Raw genomic sequence first — 13,748 nt, forward strand, 5'->3', positions numbered from 1 at the left:
AAGGGGGGGGACAGGCAAGGATGCGCCCACCACGGACCGTCCATCGACACGGAGATCGCATGTTTTCACGCCTGGCTGCTCTTTTCGCCCTCGGCCTGTGCAGCAGCGGCGCGCTGGCCGCCGATGCAGGCTATCGGCCGAGTTTCAATCCCGCACAGCTCAAGGGCCCGCCCGCCGGCCGCGTCAACGAAGTGCTGGTGCTGGGTTCACCGCACCTGTCCGACCTGCCCCCGACCTTCCAGCCGGCAATGCTGGAGCCGCTGCTGCAGCGCCTGCAGGCATGGCGGCCAACGGCGATCGCCGTGGAGAACCTGTCCGGACTGCAATGCGATTTCATGCGCCGCAATCCCGCCCGCTATGCCGAGAGCGTGGAAAGTTACTGCGTCGATCCTGCACCTGCCCAGGCCGCCACCGGTCTGGATGTTCCAGCGGCCAACGCCGAAGTCGATCGCGTACTGGCGGCATGGCCCGCTACACCGACGCACGCACAGCGTCGCCGGCTGGCCGCACTGTTCCTGGCCGCAGGTGAGAACGGCTCCGCGCTGGTGCAGTGGCTGCGCCTGCCGGCGCAGGAGCGTCGCGCCGCAGACAGCCTGTCACCGCAACTGGTGCAGTTCCTCGACAAACGCGCCTCGCGACGCAACGAAGTCAGCCTGATCGCGGCCGAGCTTGCCGCACGCCTGGGCCTGGAACGCCTGTGGGCAGTCGATGACCACACCGCTGATTCGCCCACGCCAGCGGCACTGGAGAAGGCGGCTGGCGAAGCCGTCATGAAGGCCTGGGACAATCCCGCCACCCAGGCACGACGGGCCGCCGATACGGCCCTGTACGCCGAACTCGGCAGCACGGACGGCCTGCTGGCGCTCTATCGGAACTACAACGCGCCCGACACCGTCGCCCGGGTCTACGACAGCGATTTCGGCGCAGCCCTGGTCGAACCATCGCCAGAAGGCTTCGGCCGCCGCTATGTCGGCTACTGGGAAACCCGCAACCTGCGCATGGTCGCCAACATGCGCGAGGTGCTGGGCCAGCACCCGGGCGCCCGCATGCTGACCCTCGTCGGCGCCTCGCACAAGGGCTACTACGAGGCCTACCTCAACCAGATGCACGACGTGCGGCTGGTTGATGCCAACAGCGTGCTGGACTGAGCGCCAGGGCTAGCAGGGGGCCGGCGCGTCGCCGCGCCGCGACCGCCACAGCAGCACGCAGGCGGCCACGATCGCACCCAGGGTCAGTATCAGCAGCACCACCACGCCGCCCTGCAGGGTGGGCAGCAGCGCCTGCGCCCGGGCATCGCCGTGCAGTTGCTCCAAACGCAGGCAGGCGGCTACCGCCAGCCACCAGCCGACCATCGCCGGCGCGAAGGCACGCAGGGCATCCGGGGTCCAGAAACGCATGTCGCTCTCCAACGGGGTGGGTGTGCGCGCAGTATTCGCGGCCGCCCTCTCACAGACTGAGATCAGCCGCCACCGGCGTCGCTGTCCACGCCCTCAGCCGGCCATTCGCCGGCTTCCCCCTGCACCTGCACGTTGTTGCGTCCCATTGCCTTGGCCCTGTAGCACTGCGCATCGGCCGCAGCCACGGCCTGGTCCACCCCCATACCGCCCAGCAGCGGCGCGATGCCGATGCTGGCGCCCACCCGCAGGCGGTGCTGGTCCCAGGGAATGGAGAGGCTGGCCAGGGTCTGCAGCAGTTCGCCGCCGATCCGCGCCGCGCGGCGCGGCGTGCAGCCGGACAGGATCACCGCGAACTCGTCCCCGCCCAGCCGGGCCACCACGTCCGAATCGCGCACGCCGTGGCGCAGCACGCTGGCCACCGCCCACAGCACCGCATCGCCGGCCAGGTGGCCCCAGGTGTCGTTGACCGGCTTGAAGCGGTCCAGGTCGATGTACATCAGCGATGCCGCCTGGCCTGTCCGCTCGACCCGGGTGATGGCCTGCTGCAGATGGACTTCGAACCCCCGCCGGTTGCTCAGTTCGGTCAGCGGATCGATCTCCGCCAGCTGGCGCGCTTCGCGCTGCCGTGCACGCTGCTGGGTATCATCGCGCAGCACCCACACCGCACCGCGCACATGGCCCTCATCGTCGCGCAGCCAGGCGCGGGTCAGGTCCACCGGCACCGTCGCCGTGCCCAGCCGCAGCAGCAGGTCGGCGTGCAGGTCGACCGCGTTGCTTTCCGGGTCCAGCAGTACGGCCACGTCCAGCATCGAGCCGGGGGCGTACTCGGTGGTCAGTTGCAGCACGTCCTGCACCCTGTAGCCGGCCAGCGCCTGTGCGCCGTCGCCGGCCAGCATGCGCACGGCAGCGGCATTGGCATATTCGATGCGGCCCTCCAGGGTGACGCTCAGCACCAGGTCGGCGACGGCGTCGAGGGTGATGCGGCTGCGCTGCTCGCTTTCAAACAGGCGCTGTTCACTGCTGCGTTGTGCACTGATGTCCTGGATCTGCGAGACGAAATGCACCGGCTCACCGCGTTCGTTGCGCACCAGCGATACCGACAGCCGCGTCCAGATCACCCTGCCGTTGCGATCGAGAAAGCGCTTCTCCAGGTGGTAATGGCTGCACCGGCCTGCCAGCAGGTCCTGCACCAGGGCCAGGTCGGCCTGCAGATCGTCCGGATGGGTCAGCCGCTGGAAATCGACCTGCAGCAGCTCCTCGCGCGCATAGCCCAGGATGCGGCACAGCGCGTCATTGACATCCAGCCAGCGTCCTTCCAGCGAAACCAGCGCCATGCCGAGCGCAGCCGAGGTGAAGGCGCCTGCGAACTTCTCCGCCGCCATGCGTGCTTCCGCACGTGCCTGCAGGATCTCGGTGATATCGATGGCCATGCCGACATAGCCGATGCGCGCGCCATCGGCCCCGTCCATGCGGCTGATCGAAAGCCGCACCTGGCGTTGCCGGCCATCCTTGCGCAGCAGCGTCCATCGCCGCGAATAGGTCTGCCCTTCGGCATGCGCACTGAGGGCTTCGAACACATCCGGCAGGTGACCCTGCGGGTCGGCCTGCGGTTGCAGCCAGGCCTTCAGCTCATCCGGCTCATGGAAGGCATCCAGCCGCCGCAGGCCGACCACCTCGGCGGCGCTGTAACCCAGCAGGCGCTGCGCACCCGTGTTGAACAGGGTGATGGTGCCATCGGTATCGGTCGCGATCACCGCGACGTCGTCGGAGGCGTCCACCACCGACTGCAGGCGCTGGCGGCTCTCGGCCGCGTCCTGTCGTGCCTGCTGCAGCTCGGTGACGTCGGCGTGGGCACCTGCCATCCACAACGGCCGCCCCTGACCGTCCCATTCGAACACGCGACCACGGTCATGGACCCAGATCCACTGGCCGTTCTTGTGACGCATGCGCACCAGGCAGGCGTAGTTGTCGCTGCGCCCGTCGAAATGCTCCTGCAGCGCGGCGTCCGACAGCGCGATGTCGTCCGGATGCACCAGTGCCGCGAAGGTCTTCTGGCAGATCGGCTCCAGCTCTTCCAGCCGGTAGCCGACGATTTCGGCCCAGCGCGCGTTGACCCGCATTTCGCCGGTCTGCACGTTCCACTCCCAAGTGCCGGCAGCGGTGCCTTCGATGATCATCGCAAGCCGCCGACGCTCTTCGGCCAGCGCATGCAGACGGCGTTCGAGCAGATCGTTGCTGTTGTTGCCCTGACCCGCCATCAAGCCCTTCTCCGTCCCGCGCAGGCGTGCACGGGCCGCAGCAATCCGCTGCAGCTGTCACGGAATCGGACGGGGCGTGCTGGCGTCATGGTCCTCCCCAGCGACAGCGGGTCGGCCACACGCCTCCCCAGATGCGCAAGTGTGCGCAATCACGGGGAAAATCGACAAGTCCCCCGCCCCGGTTCAACCGTGACGGGGAACACGCTCCTCAACTGCGCTTGGCGCGGGCGAAGGCTTCAGCCAGTGCGTTGTTGGCCGGGGCTGCCGAGGGGGCGGGCCGACCGCCGTTGCCCTGGCCCCGCCCCGGGCTCCGGCCCGGCCCGCCGGCGTCACGCCGCGGCCCTTGTCCCTGACCACGCTCGTCACGGCTGCCGGGGCGGCTGGTGGCCTGGCCGGGGGTATCGTCCAGGCGCCGGGTCAGCGCGATGCGCTTGCGCGGCACATCCACCTCAAGCACCTTCACCTTGACGATATCGCCAGCCTTGACCACGTCGCGCGGGTCCTTCACGAAGGTGTCGGAGAGCGCCGAAATGTGGATCAGGCCGTCCTGGTGCACGCCGATATCGACAAAGGCACCAAACGCGGCGACGTTGCTGACCACGCCTTCCAGCACCATGCCCTCGCGCAGGTCCTTGATGTCTTCCACGCCCTCGGCGAAACGTGCGGCCTTGAACTCCGGGCGCGGGTCACGGCCGGGCTTTTCCAGCTCCCTGAGGATGTCGCGCACCGTCGGCACGCCGAAGGTCGCATCGGTGAACTGCTCGGCCTTCAGCCCACGCAGGAAGCTGCCATCGCCGATCAACGCCTTGATCGGGCGCTGGGTACTGGCGACGATGCGCTCGACCACCGGATAGGCTTCCGGATGCACGGCGGACGCGTCCAGCGGCTCGTCGCCGTCGGCAATGCGCAGGAAGCCGGCACACTGCTCGAAGGTCTTCTCACCCAGCCGGGCGACTTTCAGCAGGTCCTTGCGGCGCTTGAACGGACCATTGTCATCGCGATGGCGCACGATGTTCTCGGCCACCGTCGCCGACAGGCCGGACACGCGCGACAACAGCGCGGCCGAGGCGGTGTTCACGTACACCCCGACCGCGTTCACGCAGTCCTCCACGCGGGCGTCCAGCGCGCGCGCCAGGCGGTACTGATCGACGTCATGCTGATACTGGCCCACGCCGATGGCCTTCGGTTCGATCTTGACCAGCTCGGCCAACGGATCCTGCAGGCGGCGCGCGATCGACACCGCGCCGCGCAGCGACACGTCCAGGTCCGGGAACTCCCTGGCTGCGAGCTCGGAAGCCGAGTACACCGAAGCACCGGCCTCACTGACCACCACCTTCTGCAGCTTCGGGTTGCCGACCGCCTTGATCGCTTCGCCGGCCAGCTTGTCGGTCTCGCGGCTTGCGGTGCCGTTGCCGATCGCGATCAGTTCCACGTTGTGCCGGGTACACAGCTGCCTGATCGTCTGCAGCGACTGCTCCCACTGGCGCCGGGGCTCGTGCGGATAGATCGTCTCGGTGGCGACCAGCTTGCCGGTGGCATCGACCACTGCGATCTTGCAGCCGGTGCGGATGCCTGGATCCAGCCCAAGCACGGTCTTCGGGCCCGCCGGCGCAGCCAGCAGCAGATCCTTCAGGTTGTCACCGAACACGGTGATCGCGTCCGCTTCGGCCTTTTCGCGGGCCTGGTTGAACAGATCCAGCAGCAGGTGCATGTGCAGCTTGGCACGCCAGGTCAGGCGGCAGGCATCGAGCAGCCAGCGGTCGGCGGCACGGCCCTGGTCGGCGATGCCGGCCTTGCGGGCCACGCGCCCCTCTGCGTACTGATGGCCTGCCTCGGCATCGCTGCCCGGGTCCAGCTCCAGGAACAGGATCTCTTCGCGACGCGCGCGGAACAGCGCCAGCAGGCGATGCGACGGAATCTTCGCCAAGGCTTCGGCATGCTCGAAATAGTCGCGGTACTTGGCGCCTTCGGTCTCCTTGCCCTCGGCCACGCGGGCGCGGATCACGCCGTGTTCGGCCAGCCAGGTGCGCAGCTCGCCCACCAGTGCGGCATCTTCCCCCCAGCGCTCCATCAGGATCGCCCGCGCGCCCTCCAGCGCCGCCTTGGTATCGGCCACGCCCTTGTCAGCATCGACAAAGCTGGCCGCGAAGGCCTGAGGGTCCTGCGTCGGATCGGCGAGCAGTCCATCGGCCAGCGGCTCCAGGCCGGCCTCGCGGGCAATCTGCGCACGGGTACGGCGCTTGGGCTTGTACGGCAGGTACAGGTCCTCCAGCCGGCTCTTGGTATCGGCGGCGAGGATGTCGTTGCGCAGTTCGTCGCTGAGCTTGCCCTGCTCGTCGATGCTGGCCAACACCGCCGCACGGCGGTCTTCCAGTTCGCGCAGGTAGGTGAGGCGCACTTCGAGATTGCGCAGCTGGGTGTCGTCCAGGCCACCGGTCACTTCCTTGCGGTAGCGGGCGATGAACGGAACGCTGGCACCTTCGTCGAGCAGGCCGACCGCGGCGCGCACCTGGCTGGGCTGGGCACCGATTTCCTCGGCGATGGTCTGGGCGATCTGCTGGGCGAGCGCGCTCTGGGCGTTCTTGGCGTCGTGCATTGCTTCAGGTCTGTGCCGCGTTACGGGAAGACCCCATTCTGGCAATCCGCGACGGAGCCGGACAAGACATTGACAGCAGACGGGGTTCAGCGGCGTGGCCGGTCTGGACGCCGGCATCCTGGCAGGGGGGGCTCGGACTGGCCCGGGGCTGGGATGCCGGCGCGGGCGCGCGATGGTGGGCGCGCCCTGCCGCGTGTTGCGAGGGTCAGCGGTAGTGGCGGGCGGCGCGCTGCATGACGATCTCGTCACGCATGCCTTCCAATGCCATCAGCCTGACCTTGCCGACACCCTGCAGTTCCATGAACCGCTCGGTGTAGAACTCCGGCCCCAGCGCGGTGTCGGCGCGCGATTTGCTGAAGCCATAGGGCACCACGCCCTTCTCGCCATCCTTGCTACCACCGACATAGAGAACGATTGCCATGTGATGTATTCCTCCAAATTGCTACTGCGTACTGCACTCGATGAGCGATGCTGCGAGCCCATCGGAGAGGAGCTTACCGCGTCGTACCTGACTGGAACGTCACGCAGGCTAATGACGATCGGTTGCATGCAGATGACGGCGGGATCGCAGCAGAATGCTTACGGATCTTTAACTTCCAGCTAACGAATTCCAAGGGAATTCCCGCCAACGGCGCAGCCCCTCGCGGGCGGTCGTGTAACGCGTTTCATGTGATTGGGCCGGGCGGGGTGGGTTCGCGGGACACGCCGTAAACCCGTCCCTGGGGGCTCGATGGCGCCATCCACGGCGCCAACGGTCCCGCGAACCCACCCCGCCCGGCCCCTGACAGTTCTTCGGGCACGTTCACCCACGGAAAAGAAAAAGAAGATCAAAAGCAAAAGCAGCCTGGCCGACCGCATTTTGTAGAGCCGAGCCCACGCTCGGCTGCTTTCAGGTCAGTCCACGAAGCCGAGCGCAGGCTCGGCTCTACACGAGCACGCGCAGCGGGCGACCGGCTTCTGCTGTTCTTTCTTCTTTTCCGTGGGTGGTGCAGGCCACAGCCCTCTATCAGAGGGCGGTCGGGTTGGGGTCGCGGGGGTGTCCGCGGCATGGATGCCGCGGCCAAGCCCCCAGGGAACGGTTCACGGCGTCCATTGCCGCCCACGAGGGGCTGTGCCGTTGGCTGCAGACTACGGCCACCAGCCGTGCCCGAACCGGGCGTAATGATCCGCAGCCCGCTCGAACGGGTTGCGCGCACTCACCCCGCCGCACAGCAGGTACACCGGCAGGTACAGCGGCCCCAGCACCAGGTACTGGTAGACGTGCGCGCGCTCATGGTCATCCAGCCGGATCAGCGGCTCCGCCCCCCACCCCGCCTGATGCGCATAGGTCCGGCACGGCATGGCCAGATCATGGCCGGTATGCAGGATCACGTTGCCCAGCGTGATCGCGCCGCCGGGCCCCCACGGCCAGTGATCGAACACCAGCGCGCAGTCACGGCCGCTCCAGCGCACCGTCGCACCGCCCAGCAGCCCGGCCAGGCCTCCGACCAGGCCGATCAGCGAATTGGGAACGGTCCAGGCTGCACCCAGCACCTGCAAGGCACGCAGCCAGATCGGCCGGACCATGGCGGGACGGTTCAATCGGCCTCGTTGGGAATCAGCAGCCACAGGATCAGATAGACCAGGATGCCGGGAAATGCCGCCGATGCCAGCGACACCAGTACGAAGACCACCCGCAGCAGCGTGGAATTCCAGCCGAAGCGATGCCCGATGCCGCCCATCACCCCGGCGATCATCCGGTCGTTCAGCGAGCGCGACAACGTGCGGGGCGTGGTACTCATGGCGGATCCTCCTGGCAGTGCATAAGGCAGTCGAACAGGACTCGACTCTACACCGCCCCCCTGTCTACGGCGTGCGTTGGCGCAGCGCCTGCAGCCGGGCGCTGAACCATGCGGCCGACGCCTGCTCCGGTTGCCCGGGGCACTGGATGCGGTAGGCCTTGCCGCTCATGCTGCTCTGGGTGGCCGCGCGTTCGATGAACTGCTCGGCGCTGTCCACCAGGTCCTTCTTCAGCAGGTAGTCGTACTTGCGCTGCAGGTGCGCGCGCGCACTGCTGCCGTCGTACCAGCGGCCGTTGCGCTGGAAACGGCACTGGGAGCCGTCCAGGCTGGAGATCAGCTGCGCGATTTCGCCGCGCGCTACGGGGCCCGGGGCCGCAGGGGCCCATGCAGGGGTCAGCAGCAGCGCTGCAACCAGCAGTGATTTGTGCGACAGCATCCTTGGCTCCAGCCCGTCCAGAGCGCCTGAGACTAGCCCTTCCCGTCCCGGGCCTTCAACCAGCCATCAATCGTAGCTGGCACTTCGCGCTGCGCCCGTCCGGACACGTAGATTCCAATATGCCCCCCGCGGAAACTGGACTCGGTGTAGTCCTCCGTGCCCAGGCGCCCCCGCATCGCGCGCGACGCATCCGGTGGCACCAGATGGTCTTGCTCGGCATAGATGTTCAGCACCGGCAGGGTCACCTGCGACAGATCCACGGCTTCCTCGCCGATCCGCACCGTACCGTTCACCAGCGCGTTGTCCTGGTAGAACTGCTTGATGAAGTCGCGGAACGCCTCGCCCGCCAGATCCGGCGAATCGAAGATCCATTTCTCCATGCGCAGGAAATCCTCCAGCGCGGCCTTGTCATCGAGGATGTCCAGCAGGCCCACGTACTTCTGCACGTTCAGGCGGAACGGCTTGAGCATCAGGTAACTGGCATTCATCAGGTCGGCCGGGATGTTGCCCAGCGTGTCCACCAGCAGGTCCACATCCACCTGCCGCGCCCAGTGCGAGAGCATGTTGTCGGCGGTGTGGAAATCAACGGGCGTCACCATGGTGATCAGCTTGCCCAGCTTCTGCCGGCGCAGCGCCGCATAGCACAGCGCGAACACACCGCCCTGGCAGATGCCGAGCAGGTCCACCGGGCCGCCGCTGCGCGCGCGCAGGGCATCCACCGCGCCCTCGATGTAGCGCAGCAGGTAGTCCTCCAGCGTCTGGAACCGTTCGGATCGATCCGGGTAGCCCCAGTCCAGCACGTACACGTCCTGCCCCAGTGCCAGCAGCTTCTGCACCAGCGAGCGATCGGCCTGCAGGTCAACCATGTAGGGGCGGTTGACCAGTGCGTAGACGATCAGCAGCGGCGTCCGCCGGGTCGGTGCCTGTTCGCCGACGAAGCGATAGAGCACCACCTTGCCATCACGCCAGACTTCCTCGCGGGCGGTCACCCCGTAATCGACATCTTCCACCTGCGGCAGCAGCTTCAGCCCTTCCATCAGCTTGCGCTGCATGGCCAGGGTCTCCTGCATCAGGTCATCGGCATTGAAGCCCAGAGGTCCCTTCATCGCTCATGTTTTCCGCGAGGAAGTACGGGATGTCGCCTTCCTGGCTGGCGCACGCTTTGCAGCAGCCTTCTTGACTGCAGCCTTCGGCGCTGGCGCCGCCTTCTTCGCGGCCGCCCTGCGAGTGCCAGGCTTCACCCTGGCCGGGGCCGGCTGTGCGGCCGGATCCACCGTCGCCGTACCCGCCAGCACCGTCACCTGCGCCTGCAGGCGACGCAGGCTGCGCTCCAGCTCGGCAATGCGACGGTGCGCGGCATCCATTTCGGAACGGGTCGGCAGGCCGATCCGCTCGCTTACCTGCTCCACTTCGCGCTGCAGCCCAGCGCGCAGGCGCATCTGTGCGTTGCCGAGGTCGGCATAGACCTGCTGGAACGGCTCGGACAGGGCCACCTTGGCGTAAGCCTCTTCGGCCGCCTCGATCCACAGGTCGAACATCGCACGCGCGCTGGTCAACTGGCTGCCGGGCTGCTCATGCTGGGCCAGCCGCTGCTCGAACAGCTCGAAGGCCTCGTCCAGCGCCTGCCGGATCTGTTCGACATAGGCGCGTGACTGCTGCTGGTAATCCTCCTGCGCGCGCAGCAGGGCCTGCCAGCGCGCCTGGTGTTCACGGCCGGGACCGAAGGCGGGGCTCTGCAGCCACGGGCCCGCCTGCAGCTGCCATTGCTGCAGCCAGTTGGCGAACTCCGGCAACGAACCGCCGGCCTGGGTGCTGCCGCGCGCGCCCTGCAGCATCCATTGCAGCAGGCCATCCCCCTGGCCCTGCACTGCCTCACGCCAGGCCTGTGCCACTTCTGCGCTGCTGGCGTCGCGTCCGGCGAAGCGGCTGGCGACCTCCTGCATCGTGCCGTACCAGCTGCCCGCCTGCTCGCGGAACCGGCGCACCGCGTCCTCCGGCGCTCCCGGCCCCTGCTCGGGCAGCATCTGGCTCCAGCCGTCAAACAGGCGCTGCCAGTTGCCGGCATCGCCGCTGCCCGGCGCACCGGCGGCGGAGGCATGGCGCAGGGCATCGCCCCAAGCCCCGAAATACTGCCGGGCCAGAGTCTCGAAATCGCTGCTGCCGGCGTCATGGGCAGAACTGGTCATCGCAGGCCTCCGCAGGATGCCGTCATGGCTTGGGAATACGCAGGGTCTTGCTGATCATCAGCGACCCGGACAGGGCGAACAGCAGCACCATCGGATGCAACTGCCACGGACCCAGCTGCCATTGGCCAAGCCAGATGTCCGGGCCGATCGCGTCGGTACCCGCCGCGATCGCCAGCACGATCACCAGCACCAGGCTGGTCGGGATCGGGGTGCCCTCGAAAAACTTCACCTTGCCCTCGTCGCCGGCCAGCGCCTCGGCAGTCACGTTGTAGCGGGCCAGGCGGCTGACGCCACAGCAGACGAAGTAGCTCAACACCAGCCAGTCCCACCCGCCCTGCATGCCACAGGCATAGGCCAGCGCGGCCGGGGCCACGCCGAAGGAGATCACGTCGGACAGCGAATCCAGCTCGCGGCCCAGCGTCGAACTGGATTTGCGCCAGCGCGCGATGCGGCCGTCCAGCGCGTCGAAGATGAAGGCCAGCGGGATCAACGCCATGCCGAACAGCAGGTAGCCACGCTCGCCATCCTGCAGGAAGCGCATGGCGGCGAACACCGCGCCGGTGCCGCAGAAGGCGTTGGCCAGGGTGAACCAGTCCGCCAGCTGGAACTCGCGCAGCATCGAGAAGTGACGTTTCATGAAGTCTCACGGGGCATCAAGGGCCACAGGTTACCGCGAGCGCAGCCGCTGGCGACAGCACGGCCCGCGTTCCCCCTTCACCGGTCGCTCACGCATCGTCACCAGCGGTGAATTTTTCGCCACCCATCTTGACAGCCTAGGGGGGTGGCGCCTGTCGAGGCTTATCCACAAAGTTGCCCACGCGTAATCCACACCCCCTGTGGACAACCCGTTCTCACCGACTGCGACGGTGGACATTTGCTCATCACTTCTGGCGGGGTTTCCGCCCTTCCCAAGCCGGCTCTCTGGCGCTATGGTCAGCGGCGGACCCGCCGTCGCCACGTCCTGATCCCCTCACCGGACGATGCCGATGCTGGACGCAGCCACCCTGGCCGCTCAACTGCGGATGCCCCATGGCGACCACGCCCTGGACGTGGCCGACGCGATGAACCGCAGCAATGGCGGGCTCAACCAGGCCGCCATCCGCCTGCTCGCGACCGCTGCAGGCGAGAGCGTGCTGGAAATCGGCCCGGGCAATGGCGCGTTCGCGCCCCTGCTGCTGCAAGCGGCCAACAGCCGCTACCTCGGTATCGAACTGTCCACCGCCATGGTTGCGGCCGGCAACCAGCGACTGGCCTCGACCGGCCTGGGTGATCGCGCGGAACTGCGCCATGGCGACGCCCACGCCCTGCCCGTCACCGATGCCTGCGTGGACGCGGCGCTGAGCGTAAACACCCTCTACTTCTGGCCGAACCTGGCGCCGGTGCTGGACGAACTGGCGCGGGTGCTGCGCCCTGGCGGCCGCCTGTGCCTGGCGTTCGGCGATGCCACTTTCATGCGCGGTCTGCCGTTTGCCTCGACCTTCCACCTGCACGAACTGGAGGCGGTGGAACGCGCGCTGCGGATCTCGGGCTTCCGTGTTTCGGCCTGGCGGGCACACCGTGAAACCGCGGAAGGCAACGATGGCCAGCAGCGCGAGAAGCACTTCCATCTGCTGCTGGCGCACCGGCAGTGATCGTTTTCCGTCGGGGATGGCCCGGCGCTACCTCAAGGATGCCGGCCCGGTAGCGCCGGGCCATGCCCGGCGAGCGCAGCGGCCAGGCGCTCAGCCGGCAATCCGGCGCCGCCAACCGGCGAAGCAGAACAGCTGCAGCACCAGCATCATCACCAGTCCCAGCGGCCAGGCCCACCACAGTCCCGCCAGGCCATGCCGCGCATGCAGCCAGGCCGCCAGCGGCAGTTCCAGCAGCACGATGGCCGCCATTCCGAGCAGCGCCGGCCACACGACCGTGCCGCTGCCGCGCATCACGCCCACCAGCACCGAGGCGCCGCCCATTGCCAGCACGCCCCAGGCCACCGTGCGCAGCTGCTCTGTCGCCAGCGCGCGTACGTCCGGTGCGTCCAGGATCAGGCCGACCAGCCACGGTGCCGACAGCATCACCAGCCCCACCACCGCAGCCAGCAGCCCGCCCCCCAGCCAAGCACCGGTGCGGGCGATCGCAGGCAGCCGCGCCACGCGCCCTGCGCCCATCGCGTGCGCAGCCAGTACAGTGGCGGTGATGCCCAGCGACATCGCCGGCAGCTGCACCCAGCTCATCAGCTGGTTGACCGCGCCATAGGCGGCGGTCGCCAGGTAACCGTGCCGGTTGATCCAGCCCAGCAGTACGATTTCGGCAACGGCCAGGCTGAGCATCTGCAGCGACGACGGCACCCCGATCCGCAACATTGATCGCGCCGTGCCCGCATCCACGCGCACCGCACGCAGCAGATTACGGTCGGGTGCCAGCGGATGCCCCTGTCGGCGCCAGCGCCACGACAGCCAGGCCAACGCCAGCGTGGAAGCCAGCACCGCGGAGAATGCGGCGCTGGCTGCTCCCATCCTCGGCAGGCCTGCAGCACCGACGATCAGCAAGGGTGTACACAGCAGGCCGATCAAGGTGGCGATCAGCAACGCGTGCAGCGGCGAAATCGCATCGCCCACCGCGCGGCTGACCGACGTTGCCAGCCAGAGCAGGAAGATCACCGGCACGCCGCTCAGCATGATGCGCGCGTAGGCGATGGCCTCACCCAGGATCGGCGCCGGTGTGCCGAGCGCCTGCAGCAGCTGCGGTGCGAACAGGTTGCCGACCACCATCACCAGCAACGACACCGCCAGCATCAGCGCGACCGCCGTTCCGGCGACCCGCCGCACCCGCACCACATCACCGCACCCCCACGCCTGCCCGATCAGCACCGTGGCGCCCGTGGCCAGGCCCATCGCCAGGGCCAGCAACAGGAAGAACATCGGAAACACCGCTGCCGCTGCGGCCACCGCATGTGCACCGAGCAGGTGGCCGAGGTAGATGTTGTCGAGCGTCCCGGAGGCCAGCTGCAGGGCGTTGGTCAACAGCATCGGCAGCAACAACCCGAGATAGGCGCGCCACAGGGGGGGCGACACAGGCGCTGCGGACAGTGATGGGGGATTCATGGGCATTCCAT

General features: G+C 67.9%; 13 protein-coding genes. 2 read left to right on the forward strand and 11 right to left on the reverse strand.

The window, feature by feature from the left end; all coding sequences use genetic code 11:
- The first annotated feature begins 59 nt into the window (after nucleotides 1-59).
- Nucleotides 60-1,148, forward strand: coding sequence for a DUF5694 domain-containing protein (locus N8888_RS11520; RefSeq protein WP_263174876.1), 1,089 nt, complete (start codon nucleotides 60-62; stop codon nucleotides 1,146-1,148).
- 9 nt (nucleotides 1,149-1,157) lie between these two features.
- Here the strand turns inward: N8888_RS11520 and N8888_RS11525 are convergent, their stop codons facing one another.
- The 10 genes from N8888_RS11525 to N8888_RS11570 form a co-directional block, all read right to left on the reverse strand.
- Nucleotides 1,158-1,397 carry a hypothetical protein gene (locus N8888_RS11525; protein WP_111185984.1) on the reverse strand — a complete coding sequence of 80 codons (240 nt, stop codon included), beginning with the start codon at nucleotides 1,395-1,397 and terminating at the stop codon, nucleotides 1,158-1,160.
- Between the two features lie 62 nt (nucleotides 1,398-1,459).
- A complete protein-coding gene (locus N8888_RS11530) occupies nucleotides 1,460-3,655 on the reverse strand; it encodes a PAS domain S-box protein (RefSeq protein WP_263174878.1) in 2,196 nt (731 codons plus the stop codon).
- 208 nt (nucleotides 3,656-3,863) lie between these two features.
- Nucleotides 3,864-6,251 carry a Tex family protein gene (locus N8888_RS11535; RefSeq protein WP_263174879.1) on the reverse strand — a complete coding sequence of 796 codons (2,388 nt, stop codon included), beginning with the start codon at nucleotides 6,249-6,251 and terminating at the stop codon, nucleotides 3,864-3,866.
- Nucleotides 6,252-6,456: 205 nt separating this feature from the next.
- A complete protein-coding gene (locus N8888_RS11540; RefSeq protein ID WP_005410085.1) occupies nucleotides 6,457-6,672 on the reverse strand; it encodes a hypothetical protein in 216 nt (71 codons plus the stop codon).
- A 707-nt stretch (nucleotides 6,673-7,379) separates the two neighbouring features.
- Entirely contained in the window at nucleotides 7,380-7,817 is a 438-nt protein-coding gene (locus N8888_RS11545; RefSeq protein WP_263178402.1) for a hypothetical protein, read from the reverse strand.
- A gap of 11 nt (nucleotides 7,818-7,828) precedes the next feature.
- The gene (locus N8888_RS11550; protein ID WP_263174907.1) at nucleotides 7,829-8,032 is read right to left on the reverse strand and encodes a PspC domain-containing protein; all 204 of its coding nucleotides are present in this window, start codon (nucleotides 8,030-8,032) and stop codon (nucleotides 7,829-7,831) included.
- 64 nt (nucleotides 8,033-8,096) lie between these two features.
- Nucleotides 8,097-8,468 (reverse strand): YfeK family protein, encoded by a 372-nt coding sequence (locus N8888_RS11555; RefSeq protein ID WP_053517888.1) that lies wholly within the window; start codon nucleotides 8,466-8,468, stop codon nucleotides 8,097-8,099.
- 32 nt (nucleotides 8,469-8,500) lie between these two features.
- Complete coding sequence (locus N8888_RS11560) at nucleotides 8,501-9,574, reverse strand: class III poly(R)-hydroxyalkanoic acid synthase subunit PhaC (RefSeq protein ID WP_053517887.1); 1,074 nt, start codon at nucleotides 9,572-9,574, stop codon at nucleotides 8,501-8,503.
- Nucleotides 9,575-9,577: 3 nt separating this feature from the next.
- Entirely contained in the window at nucleotides 9,578-10,654 is a 1,077-nt protein-coding gene (gene phaE / locus N8888_RS11565) for a class III poly(R)-hydroxyalkanoic acid synthase subunit PhaE (RefSeq protein ID WP_111187036.1), read from the reverse strand.
- A gap of 22 nt (nucleotides 10,655-10,676) precedes the next feature.
- On the reverse strand, nucleotides 10,677-11,291 hold the full coding sequence (locus tag N8888_RS11570) for a CDP-alcohol phosphatidyltransferase family protein (protein WP_053517884.1): 615 nt from the start codon (nucleotides 11,289-11,291) through the stop codon (nucleotides 10,677-10,679).
- A gap of 343 nt (nucleotides 11,292-11,634) precedes the next feature.
- Between N8888_RS11570 and N8888_RS11575 the strand changes: the two genes are divergently transcribed.
- The gene (locus tag N8888_RS11575) at nucleotides 11,635-12,285 is read left to right on the forward strand and encodes a class I SAM-dependent methyltransferase (protein WP_065182725.1); all 651 of its coding nucleotides are present in this window, start codon (nucleotides 11,635-11,637) and stop codon (nucleotides 12,283-12,285) included.
- Between the two features lie 90 nt (nucleotides 12,286-12,375).
- Here N8888_RS11575 and N8888_RS11580 read toward each other — a convergent pair whose 3' ends face one another.
- Nucleotides 12,376-13,737, reverse strand: a complete 1,362-nt coding sequence (locus N8888_RS11580) for an MATE family efflux transporter (protein ID WP_263174912.1) — start codon at nucleotides 13,735-13,737, stop codon at nucleotides 12,376-12,378.
- Nucleotides 13,738-13,748 lie beyond the last annotated feature (11 nt).

Origin of the sequence: Stenotrophomonas maltophilia, assembly GCF_025642255.1 — a bacterium.
GTDB lineage: Bacteria > Pseudomonadota > Gammaproteobacteria > Xanthomonadales > Xanthomonadaceae > Stenotrophomonas > Stenotrophomonas maltophilia_P.

Coding starts and splice junctions, on each gene's coding strand:
- N8888_RS11520 (WP_263174876.1), top strand. CDS start 60: ATGTTTTCACGCCTGGCTGCTCTTTTCGCCCTCGGCCTGTGCAGCAGC.
- N8888_RS11525 (WP_111185984.1), bottom strand. CDS start 1,397: ATGCGTTTCTGGACCCCGGATGCCCTGCGTGCCTTCGCGCCGGCGATG.
- N8888_RS11530 (WP_263174878.1), bottom strand. CDS start 3,655: ATGGCGGGTCAGGGCAACAACAGCAACGATCTGCTCGAACGCCGTCTG.
- N8888_RS11535 (WP_263174879.1), bottom strand. CDS start 6,251: ATGCACGACGCCAAGAACGCCCAGAGCGCGCTCGCCCAGCAGATCGCC.
- N8888_RS11540 (WP_005410085.1), bottom strand. CDS start 6,672: ATGGCAATCGTTCTCTATGTCGGTGGTAGCAAGGATGGCGAGAAGGGC.
- N8888_RS11545 (WP_263178402.1), bottom strand. CDS start 7,817: ATGGTCCGGCCGATCTGGCTGCGTGCCTTGCAGGTGCTGGGTGCAGCC.
- N8888_RS11550 (WP_263174907.1), bottom strand. CDS start 8,032: ATGAGTACCACGCCCCGCACGTTGTCGCGCTCGCTGAACGACCGGATG.
- N8888_RS11555 (WP_053517888.1), bottom strand. CDS start 8,468: ATGCTGTCGCACAAATCACTGCTGGTTGCAGCGCTGCTGCTGACCCCT.
- N8888_RS11560 (WP_053517887.1), bottom strand. CDS start 9,574: ATGAAGGGACCTCTGGGCTTCAATGCCGATGACCTGATGCAGGAGACC.
- phaE (WP_111187036.1), bottom strand. CDS start 10,654: ATGACCAGTTCTGCCCATGACGCCGGCAGCAGCGATTTCGAGACTCTG.
- N8888_RS11570 (WP_053517884.1), bottom strand. CDS start 11,291: ATGAAACGTCACTTCTCGATGCTGCGCGAGTTCCAGCTGGCGGACTGG.
- N8888_RS11575 (WP_065182725.1), top strand. CDS start 11,635: ATGCCGATGCTGGACGCAGCCACCCTGGCCGCTCAACTGCGGATGCCC.
- N8888_RS11580 (WP_263174912.1), bottom strand. CDS start 13,737: ATGAATCCCCCATCACTGTCCGCAGCGCCTGTGTCGCCCCCCCTGTGG.